25 protein-coding genes are annotated in these 25,707 nt (G+C 57.8%); 17 read left to right on the top strand and 8 right to left on the bottom strand.

The genetic code is table 11. The features are described from left to right. The first annotated feature begins 26 nt into the window (after nt 1-26). Nucleotides 27-653 carry a hypothetical protein gene (locus tag IFT53_RS02310; protein ID WP_244656220.1) on the top strand — a complete coding sequence of 209 codons (627 nt, stop codon included), beginning with the start codon at nt 27-29 and terminating at the stop codon, nt 651-653. 171 nt (nt 654-824) lie between these two features. Here IFT53_RS02310 and IFT53_RS02305 read toward each other — a convergent pair whose 3' ends face one another. After that, nucleotides 825-1,280, bottom strand: a complete 456-nt coding sequence (locus tag IFT53_RS02305; RefSeq protein WP_192063484.1) for a nucleoside deaminase — start codon at nt 1,278-1,280, stop codon at nt 825-827. A 72-nt stretch (nt 1,281-1,352) separates the two neighbouring features. On the opposite strand from IFT53_RS02305, the gene IFT53_RS02300 reads away from it, so the two are divergent. The 10 genes from IFT53_RS02300 to IFT53_RS02255 all read left to right on the top strand — a co-directional run bounded on the left by IFT53_RS02300 (nt 1,353) and on the right by IFT53_RS02255 (nt 11,512). Further along, complete coding sequence (locus tag IFT53_RS02300; RefSeq protein WP_192063485.1) at nt 1,353-3,374, top strand: pseudouridine synthase; 2,022 nt, start codon at nt 1,353-1,355, stop codon at nt 3,372-3,374. Next, nucleotides 3,355-3,924: a 16S rRNA (guanine(966)-N(2))-methyltransferase RsmD gene (rsmD, locus tag IFT53_RS02295; protein ID WP_192063486.1), complete on the top strand. Its 570-nt coding sequence runs from the start codon at nt 3,355-3,357 to the stop codon at nt 3,922-3,924. The genes IFT53_RS02300 and rsmD overlap by 20 nt, the downstream gene beginning before the upstream one ends. Before the next feature lie 180 nt (nt 3,925-4,104). Next, on the top strand, nt 4,105-4,935 hold the full coding sequence (locus IFT53_RS02290; protein WP_197980137.1) for a patatin-like phospholipase family protein: 831 nt from the start codon (nt 4,105-4,107) through the stop codon (nt 4,933-4,935). A gap of 90 nt (nt 4,936-5,025) precedes the next feature. Next, nucleotides 5,026-6,372, top strand: a complete 1,347-nt coding sequence (locus tag IFT53_RS02285; protein ID WP_192063487.1) for a TldD/PmbA family protein — start codon at nt 5,026-5,028, stop codon at nt 6,370-6,372. A 96-nt stretch (nt 6,373-6,468) separates the two neighbouring features. Next, complete coding sequence (locus IFT53_RS02280) at nt 6,469-7,272, top strand: 3'(2'),5'-bisphosphate nucleotidase CysQ (RefSeq protein WP_192063488.1); 804 nt, start codon at nt 6,469-6,471, stop codon at nt 7,270-7,272. Nucleotides 7,273-7,340: 68 nt separating this feature from the next. Beyond that, nucleotides 7,341-7,577: a DUF4170 domain-containing protein gene (locus IFT53_RS02275; protein ID WP_042618099.1), complete on the top strand. Its 237-nt coding sequence runs from the start codon at nt 7,341-7,343 to the stop codon at nt 7,575-7,577. 310 nt (nt 7,578-7,887) lie between these two features. Next, on the top strand, nt 7,888-9,204 hold the full coding sequence (waaA, locus tag IFT53_RS02270; protein ID WP_192063489.1) for a lipid IV(A) 3-deoxy-D-manno-octulosonic acid transferase: 1,317 nt from the start codon (nt 7,888-7,890) through the stop codon (nt 9,202-9,204). A gap of 2 nt (nt 9,205-9,206) precedes the next feature. Further along, nucleotides 9,207-9,947, top strand: coding sequence for an HAD family hydrolase (locus IFT53_RS02265; RefSeq protein WP_192063490.1), 741 nt, complete (start codon nt 9,207-9,209; stop codon nt 9,945-9,947). A gap of 94 nt (nt 9,948-10,041) precedes the next feature. Then, complete coding sequence (lpxK, locus tag IFT53_RS02260; RefSeq protein ID WP_192063491.1) at nt 10,042-11,073, top strand: tetraacyldisaccharide 4'-kinase; 1,032 nt, start codon at nt 10,042-10,044, stop codon at nt 11,071-11,073. A 115-nt stretch (nt 11,074-11,188) separates the two neighbouring features. Beyond that, the gene (locus tag IFT53_RS02255; protein WP_192063492.1) at nt 11,189-11,512 is read left to right on the top strand and encodes a hypothetical protein; all 324 of its coding nucleotides are present in this window, start codon (nt 11,189-11,191) and stop codon (nt 11,510-11,512) included. 48 nt (nt 11,513-11,560) lie between these two features. Here the strand turns inward: IFT53_RS02255 and IFT53_RS02250 are convergent, their stop codons facing one another. The 3 genes from IFT53_RS02250 to mutL form a co-directional block, all read right to left on the bottom strand. Further along, nucleotides 11,561-12,058 carry a YciE/YciF ferroxidase family protein gene (locus tag IFT53_RS02250; protein WP_192063493.1) on the bottom strand — a complete coding sequence of 166 codons (498 nt, stop codon included), beginning with the start codon at nt 12,056-12,058 and terminating at the stop codon, nt 11,561-11,563. A 129-nt stretch (nt 12,059-12,187) separates the two neighbouring features. Continuing rightward, nucleotides 12,188-12,424, bottom strand: coding sequence for a DUF2093 domain-containing protein (locus IFT53_RS02245; RefSeq protein WP_042618105.1), 237 nt, complete (start codon nt 12,422-12,424; stop codon nt 12,188-12,190). A 72-nt stretch (nt 12,425-12,496) separates the two neighbouring features. Continuing rightward, the gene (mutL, locus tag IFT53_RS02240; RefSeq protein ID WP_192063494.1) at nt 12,497-14,314 is read right to left on the bottom strand and encodes a DNA mismatch repair endonuclease MutL; all 1,818 of its coding nucleotides are present in this window, start codon (nt 14,312-14,314) and stop codon (nt 12,497-12,499) included. Between the two features lie 335 nt (nt 14,315-14,649). On the opposite strand from mutL, the gene IFT53_RS02235 reads away from it, so the two are divergent. Next, nucleotides 14,650-16,314 (top strand): response regulator, encoded by a 1,665-nt coding sequence (locus tag IFT53_RS02235; RefSeq protein WP_192063495.1) that lies wholly within the window; start codon nt 14,650-14,652, stop codon nt 16,312-16,314. Between the two features lie 130 nt (nt 16,315-16,444). Further along, complete coding sequence (locus tag IFT53_RS02230; protein ID WP_042618108.1) at nt 16,445-17,806, top strand: putative bifunctional diguanylate cyclase/phosphodiesterase; 1,362 nt, start codon at nt 16,445-16,447, stop codon at nt 17,804-17,806. Nucleotides 17,807-17,855: 49 nt separating this feature from the next. Here IFT53_RS02230 and IFT53_RS02225 read toward each other — a convergent pair whose 3' ends face one another. The 4 genes from IFT53_RS02225 to IFT53_RS02210 are packed head-to-tail and all read right to left on the bottom strand — an operon-like array spanning nt 17,856 to nt 21,074. Next, the gene (locus tag IFT53_RS02225; RefSeq protein WP_192063496.1) at nt 17,856-18,743 is read right to left on the bottom strand and encodes an SMP-30/gluconolactonase/LRE family protein; all 888 of its coding nucleotides are present in this window, start codon (nt 18,741-18,743) and stop codon (nt 17,856-17,858) included. A gap of 3 nt (nt 18,744-18,746) precedes the next feature. Further along, nucleotides 18,747-19,376 (bottom strand): 2-dehydro-3-deoxy-6-phosphogalactonate aldolase, encoded by a 630-nt coding sequence (locus tag IFT53_RS02220; RefSeq protein ID WP_042618110.1) that lies wholly within the window; start codon nt 19,374-19,376, stop codon nt 18,747-18,749. A gap of 10 nt (nt 19,377-19,386) precedes the next feature. Further along, nucleotides 19,387-20,304, bottom strand: a complete 918-nt coding sequence (locus IFT53_RS02215) for a 2-dehydro-3-deoxygalactonokinase (RefSeq protein ID WP_192063497.1) — start codon at nt 20,302-20,304, stop codon at nt 19,387-19,389. Beyond that, nucleotides 20,304-21,074 (bottom strand): SDR family NAD(P)-dependent oxidoreductase, encoded by a 771-nt coding sequence (locus IFT53_RS02210; protein WP_446737644.1) that lies wholly within the window; start codon nt 21,072-21,074, stop codon nt 20,304-20,306. Before IFT53_RS02210 ends, IFT53_RS02215 begins: the two co-directional genes overlap by 1 nt. Nucleotides 21,075-21,195: 121 nt before the next feature. Between IFT53_RS02210 and IFT53_RS02205 the strand changes: the two genes are divergently transcribed. From IFT53_RS02205 to IFT53_RS02190, 4 genes are all read left to right on the top strand, one after another. Next, nucleotides 21,196-21,993 (top strand): IclR family transcriptional regulator, encoded by a 798-nt coding sequence (locus IFT53_RS02205; RefSeq protein WP_192063499.1) that lies wholly within the window; start codon nt 21,196-21,198, stop codon nt 21,991-21,993. A gap of 173 nt (nt 21,994-22,166) precedes the next feature. Beyond that, nucleotides 22,167-22,907, top strand: coding sequence for a helix-turn-helix transcriptional regulator (locus IFT53_RS02200; protein ID WP_042618114.1), 741 nt, complete (start codon nt 22,167-22,169; stop codon nt 22,905-22,907). 83 nt (nt 22,908-22,990) lie between these two features. After that, nucleotides 22,991-24,214, top strand: a complete 1,224-nt coding sequence (locus IFT53_RS02195) for an ABC transporter substrate-binding protein (protein WP_192063500.1) — start codon at nt 22,991-22,993, stop codon at nt 24,212-24,214. 95 nt (nt 24,215-24,309) lie between these two features. Then, nucleotides 24,310-25,443 carry an Mrp/NBP35 family ATP-binding protein gene (locus IFT53_RS02190; protein WP_192063850.1) on the top strand — a complete coding sequence of 378 codons (1,134 nt, stop codon included), beginning with the start codon at nt 24,310-24,312 and terminating at the stop codon, nt 25,441-25,443. Nucleotides 25,444-25,707: the final 264 nt, after the last annotated feature.

Below are 25,707 nucleotides of genomic sequence, written 5' to 3'. Positions count from 1 at the left end.
CTGGGGGCGGAAGGGTTTCGATGAGCATGACGCAGAGATTTCGCATCTACGGCACCATTCTTGGCGCGGTATCTGTCAGCCTCGCATTGAGCGCCTGCACCAGCCCGACCTATGGTACGGGAAAGTCATCCGCCGAGCAGTTGGTCGATGACCTTGGCAATGCCACCTCCATCACCGGAGACCAGGACAAGCGCAACCTGAAATACAATCCGCGTCCCGGTCTCGTCGTGCCAGCCCAGGCCCGCGCCGGACAGTTGGCGCAGCCACAGCAGAACCTCGCCAACCGTGAGACTAACCCGCAATGGCCGGAAACACCGGAAGAGGCGCGTGAGCGCCTGCGTCAGGAAGCAGACGACAACCGCGACAATCCAAGATACCGTTCGCCATTGCTGGCTGGTAATGGCACCAACGGCCAGATGACTGAGACCCAGAAGTGGGAAGCCTTCCGCAAGGCCAAGGCTGATGCGCAGGGCGGTACGATCGTCAACAGCAATCAGCGCAAGTTCCTGACCGACCCGCCGCTCGAATATCGCAGCGTTCCGCAGGAACAACTCGCAGACCTAGGCACGCCGGAATCCAAGAAAGAAAAAGAGCGCAAGAAAAACGCTGCCATGGCTGGCACCGGCAAGAGCTGGTGGAACCCGTTCCAGTAAGGGGTATTGGGCGGCGTTTGTAGCTTGCTGACCCAACGGGTTCGAAGAGCCCCGGCCTTCGCCTCCGTCATCCTCGGGCTTGACCCGAGGATCTAACGAACCCCTACATTCAACGTTCCAGATACTCAGAACGCGCCCTGATCCTAAGTCTTATTTGATCGTCGCAAGTCTTCACTCGCCGCGCTTGCCCTGAAAGAACCCCCGCAAAATCTCCGCACTCTCCACTTCCGCCATCCCCGAATAGACCTCCGGCGCATGGTGGCAGGTGGGCTGGTTGAAAAACCGCACGCCGCTCTCGACAGCTCCGCCCTTGGCGTCATTCGCGCCGTAGTAAAGCCGGCGGATGCGGGCAAAGGAAATGGCCGCAGTGCACATGGTGCAGGGCTCCAGCGTGACATAGAGATCGGCCCCAACAAGCCGTTCCTGGCCCAATTCTTCGCACGCCATGCGGATCACTGCAATCTCGGCATGGGCCGTAACATCGTTCAGTTCCCGTGTTCGGTTGCCAGAACGGGCCACCACGCGGCCATCCAGCACAAGCACTGCACCGATAGGCACCTCGTTTCGCAGGGCCGCTTCTTGCGCTTCATCAAGCGCTTGGTCCATGAAATGCGTCGTTTCCGCCATTGTCCGTGCAATTTCCTCTTAACCGATGCCGCGTGACCTGATAGGACACGGCAAACAACAGGCAAACAACAAATGACATTCAAAGACAAGCCGACGCGCGGTGGTGGCAAGACATTCGACCGGGACAGGAAGCCAAAATCTTCCGGTGGCCCCGATGCTGCACGCGAGAAGAAGCCGTTTGTGGCAAGAACGGAGCCTGCCGTGGCCGAAACTGCGGCGGCAAAACCCGAGCGTATTTCCAAGATCATGGCGCGTGCAGGCGTGGCATCGCGCCGCGATGTGGAACGCATGATCATGGAAGGTCGCGTTTCGCTGAACGGCGTCAAGCTGGAAAGCCCCGCCATCAACGCCACTCTCGATGACAAGATCGAGGTCGATGGCGAGCCGATCCGTGGTGCCGAGCGTACGCGGCTCTGGCTGTACCACAAACCTTCAGGTCTGGTGACGACGAATTCCGATCCTGAGGGACGTCCGACCGTTTTTGACAATCTGCCAAAGGAACTGCCCCGGGTTCTGTCCATCGGTCGTCTTGATATCAACACCGAAGGGCTGTTGCTGCTGACCAATGATGGCGGTCTGTCGCGCGTTCTTGAACTGCCGACAACCGGCTGGCTGCGCCGCTACCGCGTGCGCGCCCATGGCGAGGTTGATCAGGCGGCGCTGGACAAGCTGAAAGAGGGCATCGCCGTTGATGGTGTGCTCTACGGCTCCATCGAAGCAACGCTGGATCGTACCCAGGGCCGCAACGTCTGGATCACCATGGGTCTTCGCGAAGGCAAGAACCGGGAAATCAAGAACGTGCTTGGCGCGCTTGGTCTTGAGGTTAACCGCCTTATCCGCATCTCCTACGGTCCATTCCAGCTCGGCGACCTGCCGGAAGGCCAGGTCGTTGAAGTGCGTGGCCGCATGCTGCGCGATCAGTTGGGCCCACGCCTAATCGAGGCAGCCGGTGCGAATTTCGATGCGCCGATCTATGATGCTGTTTCCGAGGATGAGGAAGCAGCACCTCAGCGTCCTGTAAAGTCCGAGTGGTCGAAGCGCGGTCCTGCCGAGCAGAACCCGCGTACACCACGTTTCGACGATAAGCGCGAAGCCGCACCCCGCGAGCGCGCTCAGGGTCGCCCTGATGCCAAACGCGGCGCCAAGCCATTCGGCAAGGGTCGTGAAGAGGGACAGGAAGACCGCCCCAAGCGCCCACCCATGGGCAGCAACCGCACAGCCAATGTGTGGATGGCACCCGGCGCCAAGCCAACCCGTGACGGCAAGGAGCGTAAATCCTACCGTGAGGAGGCTGATACCGCTTTCAAGAGACCGTCGGCTGAGGAAGAGTCCCGCCGGGGTATTGTGAAGCACAGGGATTCCGAGGGTGACTGGATCCGCGCTGACAAGCCTGCGCAGGATGAAAGCCGTGGACGCGGTAAAGGCGACCGTGGTGATCGCGGCGGCAAGCCATTTGGCGACCGCAAGCCCCGTGATGCTGGCGAACGCAGCGACCGCCCCCGTGTCGAACGGTCCTTCGGGGATCGGCCGGACCGTGGTGACCGTCCCGCCCGCCCATCCTTTGGAGATCGCCCGGCGCGTAGCGGCGAGCGCAGTGATCGCCCCTATGGCGACCGCAAGCCTCGTGATGCTGGCGAACGCGGTGAGCGTCCACGCGGCGAACGGTCCTTCGGGGATCGTCCAGACCGTGGTGACCGGCCAGCGCGTCCATCATTTGGTGATCGCCCGGCCCGTAGCGGCGAGCGCAGCGAACGACCCTTCAGCGACCGCAAGCCTCGCGACGGTGCAGACCGCCCACGCGGCGAGCGTCCATTCGGTGACAAGCCGCGCGGTGCAAAACCCTTTGGCGACAAGCCTCGCGAAGGCAGGCCTTCTGGCGGCAAGCCGGGTGGTTTTGCTGGCAAGCCCTCATTCGGCAAGCCGCGCGGCGAGCGTTCCGAGGGTGGCTATTCGGGCAAGGGTCCCGGTGGCAAAGGCCCAGATAGTAGGGGCCCAGACAACAAGGGTCCGGGTAATGGTTCCGGTGGCCGAGGCCCCGGTGGAAAACCTTCTGGTGGCAGGGGAATGACGCGTAATGCGGATCGTAGGCGGTGAGTTTCGCGGCAGGTCTCTTGCCGCTCCGAAATCCAATACAATCAGACCCACAATCGACCGTACACGTGAAAGCCTCTTCAACATATTGAGCCACGCCTATCCGGAAAGCCTGGATGGCACGCGGATTCTCGATGTGTTTGCAGGCACCGGCGCGGTGGGGCTTGAAGCCCTGTCGCGCGGCTGTCGGGTTGCGCTGTTTGTGGAAAACGGCATCGAGGGCAGGGGCCTTCTGTGGGAAAATATCGATGCGCTGGGCCTGCATGGTCGTGCGCGTATTCTGCGCCGCGATGCCACCAAGCTCGGCAGTGTTAACAATATCGAGCCCTTCGATGTGATCTTTGCAGATCCACCTTATGGCCTTGGCCAGGGCGAAAAGGCACTTGAGGCTGCCCATGTGGGCGGCTGGCTGGTGCCGGGGGCGCTCGCCATTCTCGAAGAGCGCGCCGATGTGCTGGTGACTGTCGATCCCGCCTTCAAGCTTCTCGAAAGCCGCGTCTTCGGCGACTCGAAGATGCATTTCTATCGTTACGAGCCACAACCACGGAATTGATCAGGATGACGCGCACCGTTGCCGTGCGCGTCACTCTCCTGTCGTCTTTGTGTCATAGAGCGGGAAGCGAATTGACGTGAAGGAGAGCCTGCACCCGTGGCTGCGAAGAAAAAGAAACTCTCTGGTAAAAAGCGCAAGCGCGAAGAAGCAGCCAGAGAAACACGCGATCCAACATTTGCGCTGGCATTGGGTGGCGGCGGTGCACGCGGCATCTGCCACATCAATATCGTTGAAGCACTGGATGAACTCGGCATTCGCCCCACAGCCATTGCAGGGTCTTCCATCGGCTCCATCATTGGTGCTGGCATGGCGGCTGGAATGCGTGGCCGTGATATCCGTGATTATACGCTTGAGCTTATGGGCAAAAAGGGAAGCGTGGCCAACAAGCTATGGAGCCTTGGGCCCGCTGCCATGCGCCACAGCGCGTTCGGGTTTCGCTTCGGCCAGTTCAATCTCGAGCTTATTCTCGATGCCCTCCTGCCATCAGCGCTGCCCAAGACATTCGAAGGCCTCCAAATTCCGCTGAAGGTCACTGCGACTGACTATTATGCGCAATGCGAAGTCATTGTGGAAACCGGCAGCTTGCATCAGGCGCTGGCGGCATCATCCGCCATTCCCGCGCTGTTCATGCCCATTCGCATGAATGACCGGATCATGATCGATGGTGGCATCTTCAACCCTGTTCCCTATGATCATCTGCTGGACAAAGCCGATATCGTCATCGGTGTGGATGTCGTCGGCGGGCCGGAAGGTGATGGCACGACGATGCCGAGCCGCTTTGAAAGCCTGTTCGGTGCGAGCCAGTTGATGATGCAATCTGCCATTTCGCTGAAACTGCGCTTGCACCCGCCGCATATTTTCCTGCGGCCACCGGTCAACCGTTTCCGTGTGCTGGATTTCAGAAAGGCCCAAGAGATCCTGGCCGAATCCGAAGTGACCAAGGATGAGCTGAAACGGCAGATCGAGATGCAGGTGGAGCTTTATCATCGCGGCCACGGCGTTGAATCGTGACCAAGCCACTCAAAAGCAGGTGAAGTTCTGCTTTGGCCTTGATGCGGCAGGTGTGGCGCAATAAATGAAGGTCAACGAAAGGCCCACCTCATGTCCTCAGAAATCGATTCTTCCAAGCTTCTAGACCGTGCAAGCGAACTGGTCGAACTCGCCCGGCGTGCCGGCGCAGATGAGGCGGACGCCGTCATCATCCGATCCCGGTCGCAATCCGTGGGCGTGCGTCTGGGCAAGGTGGAAAGCACTGAATCGTCGGAAAGCGATGATTTTTCCCTGCGAGTTTTCGTCGGCAGGCGCGTGGCCAGTGTCTCGGCCAATCCCGGCCTTGATTTGAAGACCCTGGCCGAACGCGCCGTTGCCATGGCAAAAGTGTCACCCGAAGACCCCTTCGCCTGCCTCGCAGACAAGTCGCGTCTGGCTGGCTCCTATGACGATCTTCAACTGTTCGACGCCACAGTGGTTTCCACCGACGAGCTTCGGGATGCAGCCCTTGCTGCTGAAGAAGCAGCGCTTGGTGTTGCCGGTGTCAGCAATTCCTCTGGTGCTGGCGCCTCCAGCGGCATGGGCGGTCTGGTTCTTGTCACCTCGCATGGTTTTTTCGGCAGCTATATGGGCAGCCGCTTTGGCCGTTCCGTCAGCGTCATTGCCGGTGAAGGCACGAAGATGGAGCGCGATTACGAGTATGACAGCCGTCTTTACTTCGCCGATCTCGATGCCCCCCAGGATATTGGCCGTCGTGCTGGCGAAAAGGCTGTGGCACGCACCAATCCCCGTCAGGTCGATACTGGCAGCAACGTAACCGTGGTGTTTGATCCGCGCATTTCACGCGGTTTCGTCGGCAGCATTGCCGGTGCCATCAACGGCGCATCCGTGGCCCGTAAAACCAGCTTCCTGCGGGACAAGATGGGACAGCAGGTGCTGAAGAAGGGCCTCGTTCTGACCGACGATCCGCAGATCGTGCGCGGACCATCGTCGCGTCCCTTCGATGGAGAGGGCGTGCGCGGTGAAAAGCTGGTCATGATTGAAGATGGCGTGTTGAAAAACTGGTTTCTGTCGACCTCCACGGCGCGCGAATTGGGACTTGAAACCAATGGCCGTGGCGTTCGCGGCGGCAATCTCGTGTCTCCAGCCTCGACCAACCTGATGTTGGAGCCAGGCGATATTTCGCCGAAAGACCTGATCGCGCATGTTGGTGCCGGCTTTTACGTCACCGAACTCATCGGCCATGGCGCCAACCTGCTGACGGGCGAGTATAGCTGCGGCGCAAGCGGGTTCTGGATCGAGAATGGTGAAAAGGCGTTCCCGGTTTCCGAGGTCACAATCGCCTCGAACCTCAAGGACATGTTCATGCGGATAACCCCCGCAGATGACATTGACCGCAAGTATGGCGTGGTTGCGCCCACGCTCGCCATTGAAGGCATGACAATAGCGGGACGCTGATTTACCCTCACAGTGGTTGCATTGAGGCCCGTGTCATGCGCATGTTCGGGCATGGAAATAGGCCAACCCGCTGACCGCGCAACGAACGACGAGCATATGAACGACGCAACAGGAGCAGACTGGCGCTCCGACCTTGACCTCATTGTAGATGCCGCAAGACAGGCTGGCAGTGTAGCCATGACGTTTTTCCGCAAAGACCCGGAGGTCTGGTGGAAGCAAGGCCATTCGCCCGTCAGCGCTGCCGATTATGCTGCCAACGAGATTTTGGAAACCGTGCTTCGCAAGGCTCGGCCTGATTATGGCTGGCTTTCGGAAGAGACGGATGATGACGAAGATCGGCTGTCGAAAGAGACGGTGTTCGTCGTGGATCCCATTGACGGCACACGCGCCTTTATTGGCGGCAAGGACACGTGGTGCGTCAGCGTTGCCGTCGTTCATCGCGGCAGGCCTGTTGCGGCGACGCTGTTTGCGCCAGCCTTTGATGAAGAGTTCAGCGCACTGACAGTTGGCCCTGCGCTCAAAAACGGACAGCCGCTCTCTGTCACCTCTGCTGGCGGTGAGCAGATTCATTTGGCAGCACCGGAAGATGTGATTGCCCGCCTCGACCCTTCCGTCAAGGCAAGGGTCCACCGCATCGCCCACGTGCCATCGCTTGCTTACCGCTTGGCCATGGTATCGGATGGGCGCATCGATGGCACATTGGTCAAGCCCCATTCCCATGACTGGGATCTCGCGGCAGCCGATCTCATTTTGCAGCGGGCGGGTGGCAGCCTTGTGGATATTGATGGCAACACCCTGATCTACAACAGGCGCCAGGTGACGCATCCGCAACTGTGCGCAGCGGCCAACCATGTTCTTCCGGCCTTGCTGGGGCCGCTCAACCTGTCTGACAGAGGTTGATTTTTACGGCGAAATCCCGCAGATGAAACACTCTTGGGACAAATGGACGATTAGAAAGAAGAGAAAAAATGACTGTAGCGGGCGACCAGAAACAGCTTCTTCACCTTGTGTTCGGCGGCGAACTCGAAAATCTTCAGGAAGTGCAGTTTCGTGATCTGAAGGCACTGGATATCGTTGGTATCTTTCCTGACTATGCATCGGCGCTGACAGCGTGGAAGTCAAAAGCGCAGCAGACTGTGGACAACGCCCATATGCGTTATTTTATAGTGCATATGCACCGTTTGCTGGAGCCTGACAGCAAATAACCACTGGTTTCCGACTTGGTTTGTATTATACCAGATGCAGGGAAAAATTGTGCGAGTCCCCTTAGGGCACGCACAACATCTGGGGTAGCGGCATATTTCCGCAGGCAATGTCTGCTCTGAAACAAAAAAGTCGCATTTTTGTATGACATAGCCTTCAGGCGATGGGCGAGAAGCGCGTGCGCGTTTTCGGGTCGTTTCGATGTCTAGCCAGAAAAGACGGCGACTGTGAGTGGCCCGGTCTGTTTGGCTCTACACTCTGGCAGGGATCATAGGGGAAAGCATTGCGCGAAATGATCGAAGGCAGCATGTCATGAACAGCCGTATCGCACGTTTCGCCCTTTCGGGTTACAGAATTGCTGGCGTCGCCGCCTATCCTTTCGCCCGTCCTTACCTCATGTATCGTGCTGCCAAGGGCAAGGAAGACAAGCGCCGCCGCATGGAGCGCTTCGGCTTTCCAAGCGCAGATCGCCCCCGTGGTCCGCTCGTCTGGTTTCACGCCGCAAGCGTGGGTGAAACGCTGGCGCTCATTCCGCTCATCCGCGAAATTCGCAAACGCGATATCCATGTTTTGCTGACAACCGGAACCGTGACCTCGGCTGAGGTCAGCAAGGCGCGTTTGGGCGATGACGTCATCCACCAGTATGTTCCGCTGGATATCAAAATCTCGATCAACCGTTTCCTGACCTACTGGACACCGGATGCGGCCATTACTGCCGAATCCGAGATATGGCCTGTTACTATGATGGAGCTCGAGCGTCGTCACATCCCGCAGATCCGCGTCAATGCCCGCCTGTCCGATCGTTCTTTTGGACGCTGGCACAACCGGCCGGATCTGGCCGAGGCGCTGTTCAGCAAGCTGGCTCTGGTCGTGGCGCAGTCCGATGTCGATGCGGAACGGTTTCGAGATCTGGGTTCGTGGCCTGTCCTTGTGTCTGGAAACCTCAAGGGTGACACCGACCCGCCGCCGCATGATCCAGTCCTTCTTGAAACCTACCGACGCCAGATCGGCACGCGCAAGACATGGGCTGCGATCTCGACCTTCGATGGCGAGGAGAAGGCTGCGGCCACCGTGCACGCGGCCATCAAGTCTCGCAATGACCAGCTCACTATCATCGTACCGCGCCATCCCGAACGCGCCGATGAGATCGAGACGATGCTGAAAGGCATGAACCTGACTGTCGCCCGCAGAAGCCGGGGCGATGTGATTACGCCGCAGACGGATATTTTTCTGGGCGATAGCATTGGTGAGATGGGGCTTTATCTGCGTCTGACCGAGCTTGCCTTTGTCGGTCGTTCGCTGACGGCGGAAGGCGGCCAGAACCCTCTGGAACCAGCCATGCTGGATTGCGCCGTGCTATCAGGTGCGCATGTGCAGAATTTCCGCGATGCCTATCAGAAGCTGCTCCGCTCAGGCGGTGGCCGTATCATAAAAGACGTGGAAATGCTGGCGAAAGCCGTGCATTATCTGCTGGTCAACGACAATGAGCGGTACAAGATGATCGATGCGGGTGGCAAGGTCATCGAGGATATGCGCGGAGCGCTTTCGCTCACGGTCAAGGCCCTGGAGCCCTACATCAACCCCCTGACGGTGACGGCAAAACTCCAGCCACGCAGTGCGGCTGGTTGATCATGCCGACGGACGCTTCTCGAAAGTCCCCCGCATCCATCAGGGCAATTCTGTTTGACAAGGATGGAACGCTCATTGGCTATGATGCCAGCTGGGGTCCCGTCAACCGTGAACTCGCAGCGATTGCCGCCAATGGCGATGCAGCGCTGGCGGATCAGCTGCTTCTGGCCTGCGGCATGGACCCGGTATCCGGCCATGTCACACCCGATAGCCTGTTGGCGGCTGGCAACACGGTGCAGATTGCGCAAGGGCTTGTGGCAGCAGGGTCTCCCTGCGATCTATCAGACCTCACAAAGCGCCTCGATCAGCTTTTCACGCAGGCAGCCGGAAAATCCGTCGCCGTCACCGATCTCAAGGCTTTCTTTGCGCGACTGAAGAGCCGTGGCTACAGGCTCGGCATTGCCTCGAGCGACAATGAAGCATCGATCCGTGAGCTTGCCCGTCGGTTCGGTTTCGAGGCCGATCTTGATTTTGTGGCCGGTTATGACAGTGGCCATGGCACCAAGCCAGGGCCGGGCATGGTGCTGGGTTTTTGCAAGGCCATTGGCCTTTCTCCGGACTGTGTGGCTGTGGTGGGTGACAACAATCACGACCTTCACATGGGTAGAAACGCAGGCGCGGGCCTGTGCATCGCAGTGCTGACCGGCACCGGCTCGAAGGCAAGCCTGTCTGCGGATTGCGACTATTGTTTCGACGATATTACCGGCCTTGAAACGCTCCTACCATCCGTAGCGACGAGCTGACTGGCCGATCTGAAAGCCGCCCTCTTTGCAAATTCCTCACCTTTCTGGCAGATAGCTGCTTCTACCAAAGGCAAACGCGGGAGTTTGGGAACGCATGGTTTCGGAAGCGCCGCCATTCTGGTGGGAAAAATCCGGTTGGCAGGCCTGGGCACTGTCACCCTTCTCGTTCGTATATGGCAAGGTGGCCGGAAAACGCATGCGGACGGCAAAGCGGGCCTCCGTTCCTGTCCCGGTCATTTGCATTGGCAACTTCACGGTCGGCGGTGCGGGCAAGACCCCCACTGCCATCGCCATCGCCCAGGCCGCGCTGGAGATGGGCTTGAAGCCCGGTTTCCTCAGCCGTGGTTATGGCGGCACGCTGGATGTGACGACATTGGTCGAGGCTGAACACCATCGTTCTCAGGATGTGGGCGATGAACCCCTGTTGCTGGCGCGTGAAGCAATAACGGTCATTTCCCGAAAGCGGGTGGAGGGTGCGCGGCGTCTGGTCGAAGAAGGCGTCGATCTCATCATCATGGATGACGGTTTCCAAAGCGCGCGTTTGACACTGGATTATGCGCTCGTCGTCATCGATACGCAGCGCGGTATCGGCAACGGCCACTTTGTGCCCGGCGGTCCCGTGCGTGCGCCGCTGGATGAGCAGATGCGTCAACTGACAGGGCTTTTGAAGGTCGGCAACGGGAAAGCGGCAGAGACCATCGTTCGAACGGCTGCGCGTGCTGGAAAGCCGGTCTTTGTATCCTCCATCCGACCACGGCCTCAGCCCAACTTTGCGGGCACTAAAGTGCTTGCCTATGCCGGCATCGCCGATCCTGCCAAATTCTTTCGCACCGTCGAAGAGCTTGGGGGGGACATCGTCGCGAGGCGATCTTTCCCCGACCATCATCATTTCAGCGACGAGGAAATCAGCGACCTCATGGCCGAGGCGGATAGGCTGGGTGTGGCGCTGGTAACCACCGCCAAGGATGCCGTTCGGCTGAAGGGTCATCATGGCAGCGCGGCCAACCTGCTGAGCCAGACGCTGGTCATCGATATCGATATGGTCTTCGACGACCCGGCTGTGGCGCGCGGTATCATCGACACTGCTCTACAGAATTGCCGCAACAGGAAGCTGCGAGAGGCTTGAGGGTGCAAAGGTGCAGGGCGAATATCCTGGCCTGCTGGAACTATCTACCTTTGGCGGGCTTTCCTTGATGATGTGAGCGCCACATTTGGTCGCTCCACGATTTCAGGAGGATTTCATGCCGCAGGAAAATACGGAAAAGAAAGTCTTTTCACCGAAGGAGAGCCGTCAGGGGTTCAAGGGCAGCCCTGTTCTGATCATTCTGGTCATCAGTCTTGTGCTTGCCGGCGCGGTCTGGATCGTTGCGGAGAGCTGGGGTGAGAGCACAGCACCTGCAACAACAGAAACAGCGCCAGCTACCAGCTCGACCTCACCATCGGCCACGCCTAACCCGGGTGCGCAGGGCACTCAGACATTCGATAACAATACGCCTTCCGGCACCACGCCGCCAACGGAGGGTACGGATAGAAATCCAAGCTCTACGAATACCACGGCACCATAACGAAAAAGCCGGGCGAGATGCCCGGCTTTTTTATGCGTGGTTGGAAGATCAAGCTGCCTTTTGGGCCGCAGCATTGATAGAAGAGCCTGCCAGCTTGGTCAGGTCTTCATCCGTTGTGGATTCTTCCTGCAGCGTTGCATCCAGCAGCGCAACGGCCTTGGTATATCCGAGCTTTTCAGCCCAGGCCTTGAGAGTTCCGTAACGAGTAATCTCATAGTGTTCCACGGCCTGCGCGGAGGAAATAAGGCCAGCGTCGAGCGCCACAGAACCCTTGTAATCTTCGATGATTTCTTCACCCTCGGCAATGATGCCCTGGATGGCTTCGCAGGTCTTGCCCTGCGCGCGCTTGCCGATGATTTCAAAGACTTCCTGGAGGCGTTCGATCTGCCCCTGGGTTTCTTCCTTGTGCTTTTCGAAGGCGGCCTTCAGCTTCTTATCCATGGCGGCGCGGGCCATTTTCGGCAGGGCTTTCAGGATTTGACGCTCGGCATAATAGATGTCCTTGAGCGTGTCATAGAAAAGATCGTCGAGTGTCTTCTCGGCCATGTCAGTCTCCTATTGAAAATCGTGCATCTTGGTCACACACCCGGCTAACCGGCATTGGGTGCGATCGTTCCTGCCGGGCAGGGCGAATCATCGATTAATTTGGGAGACGGATGTCTTGCGTGGCCGAGGTCAGGCGTTGCGGCGCTGGTTTGGCAGAGCTCCGGCGCGCTTTTCCGCTTCAACCGATGCTGCTGCATCTGCATAGGCTTCCTGACGTAGGACGCTCCAGTAACGAAGCTCATCGATCGGTATATGTTTGCCCGTCATGGCGCAGACGACATGCGAACCTGTCTGCACGATACGCATATCGCCATCGAGATATTCGACCTTCGCTTCGCGGTTGCTGCCGCCTTCAAATCTGTTCATCTGCCTGTCTCCTGACGTCGGATCTTTTTAAGGATGCAATGGCCAAAATGCCAGCCTCAACACGGCACTATCTCAACTTCGTCCAAACAGCTTTTCGATGTCAGCCAACTTGAGCTCAATGTAAGTCGGGCGACCATGATTACACTGGCCTGACCCCGGCGTGTTTTCCATCTGCCGCAAAAGCGCATTCATCTCTTCCGGGCGCATGCGACGGCCAGACCGCACCGAGCCGTGGCAGGCCATGGTGGCTGCGACATATTCCAGCTTGCTGGCGAGACTGGTGGCTGTGTGCCACTCGGCTATCTCATCGGCCAATTGGCGAACAAGACCCTGCACGTTGACTTCGCCAAGCATGGCGGGCGTTTCGCGCACCGCCACGGCGCCCGGTCCAAAACGTTCGATGGCAAGGCCCATGCTGTCGAACCCACTGGCGTGGTCCATCAGCCGGTCACAGTCCTCCTCAGGCAGATCGACGATTTCCGGTATCAGCAGCACCTGCGAAGGCGGGCGCTTGGAATGCAGCGCTTTTCGGATTTCCTCGAACACAAGACGTTCGTGGGCTGCATGTTGATCCACGATGACAAGACCGTCCTGCGTCTGCGCGACAATGTAATTGGCGTGAACCTGTGCGCGGGCAGCTCCCAGCGGAAAACGGGTGGGTTCTGTGCCTGTGTCGATGCTGTTTGCCTGCTCTGCGGCGTCGGCGCGAGCCGTTGGCATGGTAATGTCGGTGAACTGAGATTGCGCCGCCTCGCGAAGCGCCAGACCATCCTGCACGGAAAGAGGGCGCGACGGTGAGTTTGCGGGTGACCATGCCTGCGTTGGCTGCGAACGCATGGTCGATGGACTATAGCCGGGACGAAATGCATTCATCATTTGCGCAGCACCCGTGGTGGAAGCGCGGTCGCCCTCACGGGTCAGCGCCTGTCGAATGGCGCCCACGATGAGGCCGCGGACCAAGCCCGGGTCACGAAAGCGCACATCCGATTTGGCCGGATGCACGTTGACATCGACAAGCGCCGGATCAAGTTGCAGCGACAGAACCGCAATCGGATAGCGACCGTGCGGCACCGTCTCCGCATAGGCCCCGCGAATGGCTGACAGCAACAGCTTGTCCTGCACAGGGCGACCATTCACGAACATATATTGGTGAGCCGAATTGCCGCGATTGAAAGTCGGCACACCAGCAAATCCGGTCAGTGTCACGTCTTCCCGCCCGGCATCGATCTCGATGGCATTATCCTTGAAATCCATGCCGAGGATTTGCGCCATGCGGGCCAGATGGTCGTCACCCGTGGCCGCAAACTCCAGCGTCGAGCGGTCCGTCCCAGACAGCACAAACCGGATATGCGGGAAGGCAATCGCCATGCGCTTGACGATTTCCGTGATCGCTGCAGCTTCCGCCCGTTCGGTTTTCAGGAATTTCAACCGCGCCGGCGTGGCAAAGAAAAGGTCACGCACCTCAACAATGGTGCCGGTGTTGGAAGGGGCCGGGCGGACAGGTGAGAGCTTGCCGCCCGCAACGGAAATGATTGCGCCTTCGGCGGCACCCTGCTGGCGGCTGGTGATTGTCAATCTGGCAACCGAACCGATTGACGGAAGCGCTTCCCCGCGAAAACCCAGAGTGCGGATATCATCCAGCGTCGTGGAAATCTTGGACGTGCAGTGCCGCCGTACCGCAAGCTCCAGATCGGCTGGAGACATGCCGCAACCATTGTCGGAAATGCGCACCAAACCCTTGCCGCCGCCAGCGGTCGCAATCTCGATGCGCGTGGCGCCTGCGTCGATTGCGTTTTCGATCAATTCCTTGGCGGCGCTTGAGGGTCTTTCGATAACCTCGCCTGCGGCAATCTGGTTGATCAGGGTTTCGGATAGTTGCTTGATGGACATGGATCTATTTTCGAGGATTCGCCCGTCTTATGAAAGGAAAATCATGCAAGACGCGACCAATCGCCTGCTTGTCCCGCTAAATCTTTCGAAGCGACACCGTTAAGCGCCTCTTAAGGGAAAGCTTCTAAAGTCGAAACTGCTTGAAATGAGTTCAGCAACTATATTCCTCTGGCATTGCCAGCGGATGTGCGACGGAAAGCTGGGGCCGTCGCATCTTGTCCAGTCTGCTTCAAGTCAAAATCCCGCATGTCCTTCGTTTTATCCATTTATCCACGGTCCGTGGCCGGTTTTTTGTGAGTTGATTTTGCCTTGAGAAGTGCCTGTGAGGAAATGCAATGAAGGATGAGGTGTCGGTCTGCGCAGATATTCAAACTGCCATGTTCGACGCCGTTTGCGATGCGATCTCTGCTGCTATCGTCATCTATGATCGCAATGATCGTATCATCTTCATCAACAGCCGTGTTCCCGCCCATCTACCCATCCCTGACTTAAAGCTAGGCATAGGCACGCGCCTTAGGGATTTGCTCGCTGCTTTGTACGACAGTCGGCGCGAAGTGGACGGCCCTTCGATTGCGCACAATATCGAACGCGACGAGTGGATCGCCGAACAATTGTCTTCGCACTGGAAAGAGCGTTCGGAAACGGTGGAGCCGCGTGCCGGTGGCAGGTGGCTGCGCTTCGTCAAACGGCGCTTTCCCTCTGGCCTCGGCATTTGCGTCATCAGTGAAATAACCGAGCAGAAAAAGCGGGAAGATCAGTGGCGCCTGGATGTAGAGCGTGTGCAGCTGACAGAAGAAATTCTCGACACGCTGCCCCTGTCCATTTTCGTCAAGGATCACACCACAACGTATGTCGGCGTCAACAAGGCTGGCTGTGCCCTTCTGGAAACGTCAGCCGATCTTATTCTGGGCCGGACGGTTTCCGATATCCATTCCGATCCGCTTGCCTCGCGCATCGACGCGATGGACCGCCATGTTCTGGAAACAGGCACGCCCGCCATTCTGCCGGAGCGCGTCACGCGTCTGACCGGTGAAGAAGCACTGGTCATCACCAGAAAGCAAAGGGTCGGCAAGCCTGGCCGGTATTTTCTTGTCACGACCATGGATGACGTGACCGCCTTTGCGAGTGCAGGCGCGGATGGCAAGAGCGTCATTCGCGGGTTGGAGCACATGTCGTTCGTGGCCTCATCCTACATGGATGATGAGCATCATCAGGCATCGCAGGTCTTGAAGGGCCGCAGTATTCTGCTGGTCACACCCAATGCCTCACTGGGCGATCTGGCCATGCGTAAAATGACCGCGGTTGGTGTGGATTGCGCCATGGTGTCGACGCAGCACGAGCAGAAGGCGTTCATGGAATATGCCACCTCTGCCGGAGTGCGCATCGATCTTGTGATTGTCGATGTGCAAATGGATATTGCCTGTCTGGATCTGCCCCAGACCTATGGCGTCGATGCCGTGACGGTGGATGACTATCTGCTGGAAAGCTCGCTGATCACGGAGATTTCCCGCCATTTCCGGCTCGCGAGCCGCACCCTTTCACCTGTCCAAACCGATACTGGCTGGGAGATTTCTACAGGTACGCCTCCAGCGCCCGCCAAGAAGAGCGGGCTCGATGTTCTCGTGGTTGAAGACAACAGCATCAATCAGATCGTGTTTTCGCAGATTATGGATGGTCTTGGCCTGAGTTACCGGATCGCCTCCACGGGCCGTGATGCCCTCAGGTTGTTTGAAACGGAAAAGCCCGCATTCATTTTGATGGACACCACCCTGCCGGATTTCGACGGGTTTGAAGCGGCACGACGCGTGCGTGGCATGGTTGGGGGCGAGCGTGGGCGCACCCCGATTATCGGTGTCATACCCCAGGCGTTCGAGGGTGATCGGCAAGCCTGCCTAGATGCCGGCATGGATGATATGCTGCTCAAACCTATCAGTCCCGATATGATCGAACTGATCTTGAAGCGTTATCTGCCCCAGCGAGAGCACCGTGCCAGTATTTAGACGCCGTACCGTCACTGCGGAAGAAGATACCCTGAATATTGATAGCTATTTCGCACATTTCCGCGCTAATGTTTCGTGAGACCAAATCATATTGCAAGATAACCCGCACTCCCTCGATCAGGACGCGCGAATGAAATCGCCAGAGCGAAATGCGCCGCAGGTGAGCCAGCATGAATTGCAGGCGATGGCTTACCGCGACCCGTTGACGGGACTGGGAAACCGCTACAGGCTTCGCGACAAAATTGTGATGCTGGCAGCCGAGCGGGCAAGTGACCCCGCGCCCTTCACGATTGGCGTAGCGAATATCGATGGGTTCAAACCGATCAACGACCTTTTTGGCGCCGAAGCGGGCGATGAAATCCTGTGTCAGGTCGCGCATCGCCTGAGAGCCTGCGTGCCGGATGGGGCGATCGTTACCCGCCATGACGGTGACGAATTCGCATTCGTATTGCCGCTGGTTTTCGAACGCACCGGGGCCGAGCGCGTTGGGCAAATGATCAAGGACGTGCTTTCCGCCCCCTACGATCTGGGAGACCGGAACGTAAGGCTGTCATCATCCTTCGGCTTTGCGATCCATCCCTTTGCAGGTAATGAGTTCGAGGATCTTCTCAAAAGTGCGGAAACGGCGCTTTATCGATCCAAGCGGCGTGGCCGCGGCCAGATCACCGTCTATTCGCGTGAAATTGCGCAGGAGATGAAAAGCGCGACGCAGCTCGAACAGGCATTGCGACATGCCATCATCAGCGGCACGCTTGATGTGCATTTCCAGCCAATCGTTCGGCTCAGCGATGCCACGGTCATCGGCTTCGAGGCTCTGGCGCGGTGGAATGATCCTGATCTTGGATTTGTTTCTCCCGCCGTCTTCGTGCCTCTGGCCGAAGAGCGTGGTTTTATTGATGCGCTATCGGAACTGCTGTTGCGCAAGGCAGCGGAAGCCGCGCTCTCATGGCCGCGAGAACTGTTCCTGTCCTTCAATCTCTCTTCCGCGCAACTGATGGACCCCGGTACCGCTGAAAATATTCTCAGCATTCTGAGGCGCGTCGGGCTTGATCCACGACGGCTGGAGCTTGAGATTACCGAAACTGCGGTCATGACATCGGCCGATACGGCCCAGCGCATCCTGACCGACCTTCAACATGCCGGTATTCGGATTTCTCTGGATGATTTTGGCACGGGCCAGTCGAGCCTTGGCAGGCTTCGTGATTTTTCCTTCGACAAGGTCAAGATCGACCGTGCTTTCGTGTCGCGCATCACCACCGATAGACCGTCAGAGCACATCATCAAGGCAATCGTTGCCATGTGTGACGGGCTGGATCTGCAGGTTGTGGCAGAAGGCATTGAAGACAAGGCGGAAGCCGAGAAACTGCGGTGCCTCGGCTGCGGCATGGGGCAGGGCTATTTTTATGGTCGCCCGGTCGATGCCGCCGCAACGCAACGCTACCTTCAGGAAAACTACCGCGACATAAACCACTCCGCCCGCGAATTTGGCTGACGAAAAAGGCGCCCGTCAGGCGCCTTTGTCAGTCATTATTCTGATGGGCTTAGAGCCGATAGGCGGCGTCCAGCATCCCTTTAACCTCGATGCCGAGATCGAAAGTCGCGCCGTAGAGGGGATTGGCTTTGATGGTCGCATCATCAAGGCCCTCACAAGCCGAGGTCACGCCGATGCGGTCTGCCGATGCGCCGAAAAACACAGGGCATGTCGTCTGTGCTGCCGGAACTTCATAGCGCGCTAAGTGCTGTCCGTTCGGTGAATATTGATCCACCGCGCCGACGCCCCAGCGCGCATTCCAGATATTGCCATCCGCATCGCAGATCGCGCCATCAATGCCGCCCTTCTGACCCGCCTGATCGATGAACACCTTGGCCGCGCCGGTCGGCAGACCTGTTTGCGGATCGACGGGAAGGCTCATCAACTGGTTCACGCGCGTATCGACATAGTAAGCGGTCGCGCCGTCAGGGGAAAAGCAGATGGCGTTGCTGATGCTGATCTTGTCGAACAGCGGCGTCACCTTGCCGCCCGCGACGTGATAGATCGATCCGGCGCCATCCTCGGCCTTCTTGCCCATGGTGCCGATCCACAATGCACCGCTCTGGTGAATGCGCCCGTCATTGGAGCGGTTGCCGGGCTTGCCGGGCTCAAAATCGACGTGGAGCGTCAGCTCCCCTGTTGCGCGGTCCCGAATGAAGAGGCCCTCATCGGAGGCCAGCAACTGACGCTTATCATCGATACGTGCAACGACGCTTGCCATGAAGGGCAGGGCATGCACCGTTTTGGTGTTGCTTGTCAGGTCAAGCGCGTGAAGCTCCTTGCCCAGAATATTCAGCCAGCACAATGTGTTGGTGATCGGGTCGAAACTCGGCCCTTCGCCCAGCATCATCTGTGTTGGGTCAAGCACCTTTCCCTTGAAGTCATGAATGTCTGCCATGCCTTAAGCTCCGATTGCTAGATCATAGGCCGTGACGGTGGCGATGGCGCGGGCGCGCACATCATCGACGGTCATGCCGGGCTTGTACAGGCTGGTTCCAAGGCCAAAGGCCGTGATGCCAATGCTCGTGTAGTCTGTGAAATTCTTGTCCGATACACCGCCGACTGCCGCAACGAGCGTATCCTTGGGCAAAATGGCTCTGATAGCGTTGAGACCGGATGGTCCAAGCACGCTGGCGGGGAAGAATTTGAGCCCGGTTGCGCCTGCCTTGAGCGCCAGAAGCGCCTCTGTTGGCGTGAGCACACCCGGCATGGTGACCATGCCTTTTTCTCTGGCAGCAGTGATGACATCCACATCGACATTCGGGCTGACCATCAGCTTTCCGCCAACGGCGTCCACCTTAGCCACGTCTTCGACGGTCAATACGGTGCCAGCGCCGATAAGCGCGTCACTTGGCGCCAGCTTGACGGCCATTTCGATGGAGCGGAAGGCGTCTGGTGAATTGAGCGGAATTTCGATGGCTCGCAGGCCGCTTTCCAGAAGTGCTGTTACCACACCCTCGGTTTCTTCAGGGCGAATGCCGCGCAGAATTGCGACAAGCGGGTATTTCATGGAAGGGAAGGGAATACGCATGGAAAACTCCTCAGTGCCAAATGGCGTTTGCAGCTGCAACAAGCCCGCGACGCACGGCTTCATCTGCATCAATGGTGACGAAATCAATGGAAAGCGCATTGAACGCTGCTTCGTAGAGCGCACCCAGTGAACCGGATGCGATGAGAACGACCTGCGCCATTTTCGAGGCTGCGGAATGCGCGCCGGCAATTTCCAGCCCGATCATCGTGCCAGACAGTTTCGCCTTGGCATCTGTCGCAGACAGGCCGTGCAGCAATTGGCCAGACCGCACCGTGAACAGGTGGTTCGTCGCCATTTGCGGGTTGGAATAGCTTTGCGATACAGCCGTTCGGAAGGCTTCGCTGTCACCGGTGAAGCTCCCGGCATCGGCAACCGCATGGGACAGGATGGAGTGTTTCGATATGACATCGAACAGCTCTCCGGTCATGAATGTGGAGAAGCCTGTAACCTCAAGATTGGCGACATTGACCCATTTGGAATGGGTGCCCGGCATGCAAACCAATTGCTCCCCGGACCTGTAATCGGCAGAAAGCGCGCCCAAAAGCTGCGTTTCTTCGCCGCGCATCACATCCGGCTTGTCGGCTGCGCGCTGCGCAAGGCCCGGCAGAATGCGTACATCTGACGTTTCGCCCGGCACCCGGACAGCGCCATCAAGCACTTGCGCCAAATTCGCGGGAACATCGACATAGCCCGCTTCGACCCAACCCTGTCTCGCACCCGCCATACCGCAAATGATCACCGGCAGGCCCGATGGCGCGGAAAGAGCAGAGAGATGGGATGCAAGCACCTGCGAAAAGCCGGTTTGCATTGCCGTTGTCATGCCCTCGTTGCTTCGGCGCTCACCAAGCACTTCGCCCGATTGGCTGATCAGCCAGAGCCGAAAGCTGGTCGTACCCCAGTCCACTGCAACATATGCGGCATCAGACATTATAAAAGACCTCCATCAATGATCATGGTTTGGGCCGTCATGGCAGCGGATGCTGAAGAGGCCAGAAAGAGGCAGGGACCGACAAGATCCTCTGCCGTCAGGGTGCGTTTGAGGCATTGTCTGCCCACTGTTTGCGAGATGGTGTCATCGTTCAGCCAAAGGCTTTTCTGGCGTTCGGTCACGATCATGCCCGGCAAAATCGCGTTTACGCGGATGTTCTCTTGACCCAGACGCCCGGCAAGGCTTTTCGTCATGCCGATGATGCCTGCCTTGGCGGCGGTGTAGGCGGGCAACTCGCCCATGTTCAAGAGGTAGGAGATGGAGGAAAAGTTGATGATCGACGCACCATGGGCCTGTCGCAAATAGGGCAGGGCGGCCTGTGTGACGAAGAAAACCGGCTTCAGATTGATCGCCTGGTTTTGATCCCAATATTCGCTCGTCACCGTATCGATATCGTGGCGGTCATCCCATGCAGCATTGTTGACCAGCACCTTGATGCCACCCGTCGCCTGCGCCGCATCTGTCACGGCCCGCGCCAGTTGCGGCTGGTCCCGCAAATCAGCCTTGATGAACGTGACCGGGTGGCGTGTGCGTGCAGATAGCGTTTCAGCCAGCTGTGTGCCTGCAGTTTCATTGATATCGATGAAGGCAACTTTTGCCCCTCGATCGGCAAAGGCTGCCACCAGCGACGCCCCGATACCCGAACCGCCGCCCGTAATCAGAATGCCGTCATCTACAAATTCAGAAGTGGGTGAGAAATTTTCGCTCAACATATCACTCGGAAAGGATTGCGCGTTCCATTATTTGGAACTAAGTTTCAATAATCGGAATAGTGCGCTGTCCGCTTGGTGTCTGTCAAGCGTGACAATAGCGCACGGGGAGACCAGTATCATGCCTCGAAGCGGTGACACGACGGTTGAAAGTACCACGGGAACACTCGGCAAGGCGATTTCCCTGCTGGAGCTGGTGGTGATGTCGCCACAGCCGCTTCGTTTCACCGATATCTTGCAGCGCAGCGGCCAGCCGCGTGGCACGCTGCACCGTCAACTTGCGCATCTTCTGGATGAGGGTTTGCTGGAGCAGAGAGGCGATCAGACCTATGTGGCTGGTCTGCGTTTGCTGAGTTTCGCTTCCCAGGCGTGGAGCAGCAGCGACCTGCGCACTGTCGCGGCACCTCATCTTCGAGACCTGCAGGAAAAGACGCAGGAAGCGGTCCATCTCGGTGTGCTGAGAGGCGCGGAGATCGTGTATCTGGACAAGATCGATGGCAAGCAGGCGGTGCGCATGTATTCGCAGATCGGTCGTGTTTCACCAGCCTATTGCACCGGTGTCGGCAAGGCAGCACTTTCGCTTTTAGGGCAGGCGGAGCTCGACGCTATCATTGAGACCATGGCGTTTCAGCCCTACACGTCCAATACCATTGTCACGGCAAAGGATCTGAAGCAGGCAGTGGGTGACATCGCCTCTCAGGGTTTTGGTTTTGATCTGGAAGAACACGAGGCCGGAATACAGTGTATCGCGGTGCCGGTGCCACTGCCGGGACGGCGCATTTATGCCGCTATTTCGGTCACCGGACCCGCCTATCGGCTCAGCAGGCCGCGTCTTGAAGGATGGGCAGACCTTGTCCGTGAAGCAGCGAAGAATATTTCGGCCGATTTGATGGTGCGCCTACCGCCTGTAAGCGAGTAAATACTTAAAATTGTGGGCGAATAGGCAATAACAATATTCATGCGCGAAAATTGCGATAATTTGTAAATATCAACTTTTGTGTGCAAAAAAAACAATGCGCTGCTATTGATGTAGTGTTATTTTATCTTATCGAGTCTCATTCATTTAAGTCTATCGCATAAAGAACCAAAAAAATGTTGGAACCAAAGATTTCCTGCGACGCGCAGCCTGGGGCGGAGAGCGCGGCAGAAGTAGCAGAGCTGAGCACTCAGTTCGATATATTTCGTTTTCTTAAAAAGACAACTGAAGCCTGGGGCATGAAAGCTTTTATGGTTGTCAATCTTCCAGATCATATTGCTCTGGATCTCTCGCAATACACGGTCATTACAAACTGGCCAGCTGAATTGTTGCATCAATATGACCATGAAGGCCTGTTGCCGCGCAGCAATGTGTTGCGTGCCTTGAAGCGGACCAGCGTACCGTTTTTTGTCGATGCCGAGCTTTTGAAAAGCGGGCACGATAACACGGTCGGCAAGACCATTCTCGATCTCTTCACCCGCTTTGATATGGTGAAGTCGCTCTGGTGCCCGGTGCAGGATCACACAGGGCAAAGAGGCGCAATCTCCTTCCACGGCAGCCGCACGGACTTTCCACCGGCATTCGTGGCAGAGATTGCCTATGTGTGCGCTCATGTTTTCAGCCGCCTTGCGCATGTGAGAACTCTTGATTCCCGCGTGACCGGTACCTTGACGGATCGCGAGATCGACTGTCTCAACTGGACGGCGGCGGGAAAAACCAGCGCAGAGATTGCGGAAATCCTGGTTTTGTCGGAGCATACCGTCAATCACTATCTAAATCGCGCGACGAAAAAGCTGGACACTGTCAACCGGACGCAAGCTGTCGCAAAGGCTTTGCGCGTCGGTTTGATCAAGTAGAAATATTTCTATTTTCTGGATTGTTATCTGCATCGACGTAGGCAATTCTTGCTGTTGCAGGTGGCAGAGGAGATGAGATTCGTTTGGCAGCTTCGAGAAGCTTCAAGGCTGGATTTTCTCCGACGATCGATTGCGCGGTGCTTGTCGTTGCCGCTGAAAAAGGCTTTGCCGCAGATGAAGGGGTGTCTCTTCATCTGGTCAAAAAATCCTCCGTGCACGAACTTCTAGCCGAGTGGCGTAACGGCGATCTGCAGGGCCTTCATCTGTCCGCCTCCCTCCCGGTGGCTTCAGCGCTTGGTCTCGGCGATATTCCAGCCGGTTTTGCAGCGCCCTTCGTGCTGGCCACAGGTGGTGCCACCTTTGCCGCCGCCCAGGATTTGCATGACGATCTGGTCGAGCAGGGAATGAAGATACCAGACCCAGCCACATTGGCCCGTGCTCTCGGCCGCGTTGCCGCGTCCCGCCAGTCAGCGAGGTTGAAGCCGCTGGCCTTGGCTGTCGAACATCCGCTCTCTGCATCTGCATTGGAGTTGCATTATCTTCTGAACAGCGCCCGCTTGCATATCGGCGACGACCTCACCCTCGTCGAAGCGACGCCGAGCGATATGCCTGATATGCTGGAGGCCGGGGAGATCGATGGCTTTTACGGATCAGAACCTTATGGAACCGTTGCCGTATTGCGTGGATCGGCGCGCATTCTTACAACCAAGTCGCATATCTGGCAGAACGCGCCGGAGAAGGTCCTGGCCGTGTCAGACGCTTGGGCACGGTCTGAGCCTGACACATTAGAGGCGATGATTCGTGCGCTTTACCGGGCGGGCGAATGGTGCTCCAGCCATGCCAATATTCAGGAGCTCGCGGGTATTCTAGGTGCGCCTCAATGCCTTAATATGGATAAGGAGCTTATTCTTCCTGCCCTGACAGGATTTATCTCTCATTCCCTTACGCGCATGCTGGAATGCCCCGGCTTCTTTGCCACAAGCGGCAAAGCCGTCAACTTTCCCTGGCAGAGCCAGGCGCTGTGGTTCTTCAGTCAGATGGGTTTGCCCAACGATCTTGCCCCGGATGCCGCCGCTGATGAAAGCGCGTATGACGCCGCGGCGCGCGCCTATCGTCCGGATATTTTCCGCAAGGCGATCAAGCCGCTTTTTCTCCCGGTTCCCTCTGCCAATATGAAGTTGGAGGGGACGCTGAAAGTGCCTGTCATCGTGGGTGCATCCCGGTCTGGCCTCGTGCTCGGGCCTGACGCCTTTTTCGACGGGCGCATCTTCGATCCCGAGAATCTTGGTGCCGATACGAAGATGTGACCGGCCAGGATCGCAAGAGCGGTTACGCTTTATCATTGGCGAAACGGAAGCACTTGGTTATGGAAGGCTGCGGATGCAGCATAATGGAAACTGATATGGCACAGGCCGGCAAGAACGAAATCGAGCAAGCGTTGAAAAGCATCGCCTATCCGGGCGGTAATGAAAGCATCATCGCGCTTGGCATGGTGTCGGAAATTTTCATTGCCGATAACAAGGCCTATTTTTCGATTACCGTTCCTGCAGCAGAGGCCGATCGTATGGAGCCCCTGCGGCTTGCAGCAGAAAAAGCCGCCCTTGGCGTATCCGGCATCAAGGCGGCGATGGTCACGCTGACCGCCGACCGCAAACCCGGTTCCGCTCCCGCCCAGCCAAAGGTCCCAAAGCCCTCGCCAGCTCCACAGGCAGGTGCCGCACAGCCGCGCGTCAAAACGGGCGTTCCCGGCATCCGCGCCATCATTGCTGTTGCATCCGGCAAGGGTGGCGTCGGCAAATCCACCACAGCCGTCAATCTGGCGCTGGGGCTGCAAACGCTTGGCCTGAGTGTCGGCATTCTGGATGCCGATATTTATGGACCATCGCTGCCTCGGCTTCTCAAACTTTCCGGTCGCCCGCAGCAGGGTGAAGGGCGCACCATCATCCCCATGGAAAATTACGGCCTCAAGGTCATGTCGATGGGCTTTCTGGTGGATGAAGAAGCCGCGATGATCTGGCGTGGGCCGATGGTCCAGTCTGCGCTGATGCAGATGCTGCGCGAAGTGGCCTGGGGTGAGCTTGATGTGCTGGTGCTGGACATGCCGCCGGGCACGGGTGACGCGCAACTAACCATTGCCCAGCAAGTGCCGCTGGCTGGCGCGGTTATTGTGTCTACCCCGCAGGATATGGCCCTGATCGATGCTCGAAAAGGCATCACCATGTTTCAGAAGGTGGAAGTGCCTCTCCTAGGCGTCATCGAAAACATGAGCTACTTTATCGCCCCCGATACCGGTGCGCGGTACGATATTTTTGGCCATGGTGGCGCGCGTGCGGAAGCGGAGCGCATCGGCGTTCCATTTCTGGGAGAAGTGCCGCTTACAATCTCCATTCGTGAATTGTCCGATGCCGGAACCCCCGTTGTCGTGGCGGAGCCAGACGGACCCCAGGCGCAGATTTACCGCGAGATTGCACAGCGCGTCTGGACCCAGATGGGCGCTGGCCTGAGCAAACCCGCACCGCGTATCGTCTTCGAATAAGGTGGACAACCGATGCGCCCGGCGCATAGCAATTGATCTATGGTACAGCTTGACAGCCCCTCGCTCCGGTTGCGTGGAACGAGAGTTTCTGTTTTCGCGAGAAGTCTCTGAAGGCCGTTTTAGTCGATCAAGCCACTGATTCTAAAAGCTTATACAAATGCTAGTAACGGCGGACGGCCCGATCTGCATTCGACTATGCCCCAGCAAGCCGCACGCTCATTCCGGCTTGGCGGCTATGGCGCTGTGAAAAATACTCCTTGATTC

This window comes from Rhizobium sp. CFBP 13644, from assembly GCF_014842165.1.
Taxonomy (GTDB): Bacteria; Pseudomonadota; Alphaproteobacteria; order Rhizobiales; family Rhizobiaceae; genus Agrobacterium; species Agrobacterium tumefaciens_C.
The sequence above is the reverse complement of the archived record's forward strand: the minus strand, read 5'-3'. Positions and strand labels throughout refer to the sequence as shown.

Coding starts and splice junctions, on each gene's coding strand:
- IFT53_RS02310 (WP_244656220.1), top strand. CDS start 27: ATGACGCAGAGATTTCGCATCTACGGCACCATTCTTGGCGCGGTATCT.
- IFT53_RS02305 (WP_192063484.1), bottom strand. CDS start 1,280: ATGGCGGAAACGACGCATTTCATGGACCAAGCGCTTGATGAAGCGCAA.
- IFT53_RS02300 (WP_192063485.1), top strand. CDS start 1,353: ATGACATTCAAAGACAAGCCGACGCGCGGTGGTGGCAAGACATTCGAC.
- rsmD (WP_192063486.1), top strand. CDS start 3,355: ATGCGGATCGTAGGCGGTGAGTTTCGCGGCAGGTCTCTTGCCGCTCCG.
- IFT53_RS02285 (WP_192063487.1), top strand. CDS start 5,026: ATGTCCTCAGAAATCGATTCTTCCAAGCTTCTAGACCGTGCAAGCGAA.
- IFT53_RS02280 (WP_192063488.1), top strand. CDS start 6,469: ATGAACGACGCAACAGGAGCAGACTGGCGCTCCGACCTTGACCTCATT.
- IFT53_RS02275 (WP_042618099.1), top strand. CDS start 7,341: ATGACTGTAGCGGGCGACCAGAAACAGCTTCTTCACCTTGTGTTCGGC.
- waaA (WP_192063489.1), top strand. CDS start 7,888: ATGAACAGCCGTATCGCACGTTTCGCCCTTTCGGGTTACAGAATTGCT.
- IFT53_RS02265 (WP_192063490.1), top strand. CDS start 9,207: ATGCCGACGGACGCTTCTCGAAAGTCCCCCGCATCCATCAGGGCAATT.
- lpxK (WP_192063491.1), top strand. CDS start 10,042: ATGGTTTCGGAAGCGCCGCCATTCTGGTGGGAAAAATCCGGTTGGCAG.
- IFT53_RS02255 (WP_192063492.1), top strand. CDS start 11,189: ATGCCGCAGGAAAATACGGAAAAGAAAGTCTTTTCACCGAAGGAGAGC.
- IFT53_RS02250 (WP_192063493.1), bottom strand. CDS start 12,058: ATGGCCGAGAAGACACTCGACGATCTTTTCTATGACACGCTCAAGGAC.
- IFT53_RS02245 (WP_042618105.1), bottom strand. CDS start 12,424: ATGAACAGATTTGAAGGCGGCAGCAACCGCGAAGCGAAGGTCGAATAT.
- mutL (WP_192063494.1), bottom strand. CDS start 14,314: ATGTCCATCAAGCAACTATCCGAAACCCTGATCAACCAGATTGCCGCA.
- IFT53_RS02235 (WP_192063495.1), top strand. CDS start 14,650: ATGAAGGATGAGGTGTCGGTCTGCGCAGATATTCAAACTGCCATGTTC.
- IFT53_RS02230 (WP_042618108.1), top strand. CDS start 16,445: ATGAAATCGCCAGAGCGAAATGCGCCGCAGGTGAGCCAGCATGAATTG.
- IFT53_RS02225 (WP_192063496.1), bottom strand. CDS start 18,743: ATGGCAGACATTCATGACTTCAAGGGAAAGGTGCTTGACCCAACACAG.
- IFT53_RS02220 (WP_042618110.1), bottom strand. CDS start 19,376: ATGCGTATTCCCTTCCCTTCCATGAAATACCCGCTTGTCGCAATTCTG.
- IFT53_RS02215 (WP_192063497.1), bottom strand. CDS start 20,304: ATGTCTGATGCCGCATATGTTGCAGTGGACTGGGGTACGACCAGCTTT.
- IFT53_RS02205 (WP_192063499.1), top strand. CDS start 21,196: ATGCCTCGAAGCGGTGACACGACGGTTGAAAGTACCACGGGAACACTC.
- IFT53_RS02200 (WP_042618114.1), top strand. CDS start 22,167: ATGTTGGAACCAAAGATTTCCTGCGACGCGCAGCCTGGGGCGGAGAGC.
- IFT53_RS02190 (WP_192063850.1), top strand. CDS start 24,310: ATGGCACAGGCCGGCAAGAACGAAATCGAGCAAGCGTTGAAAAGCATC.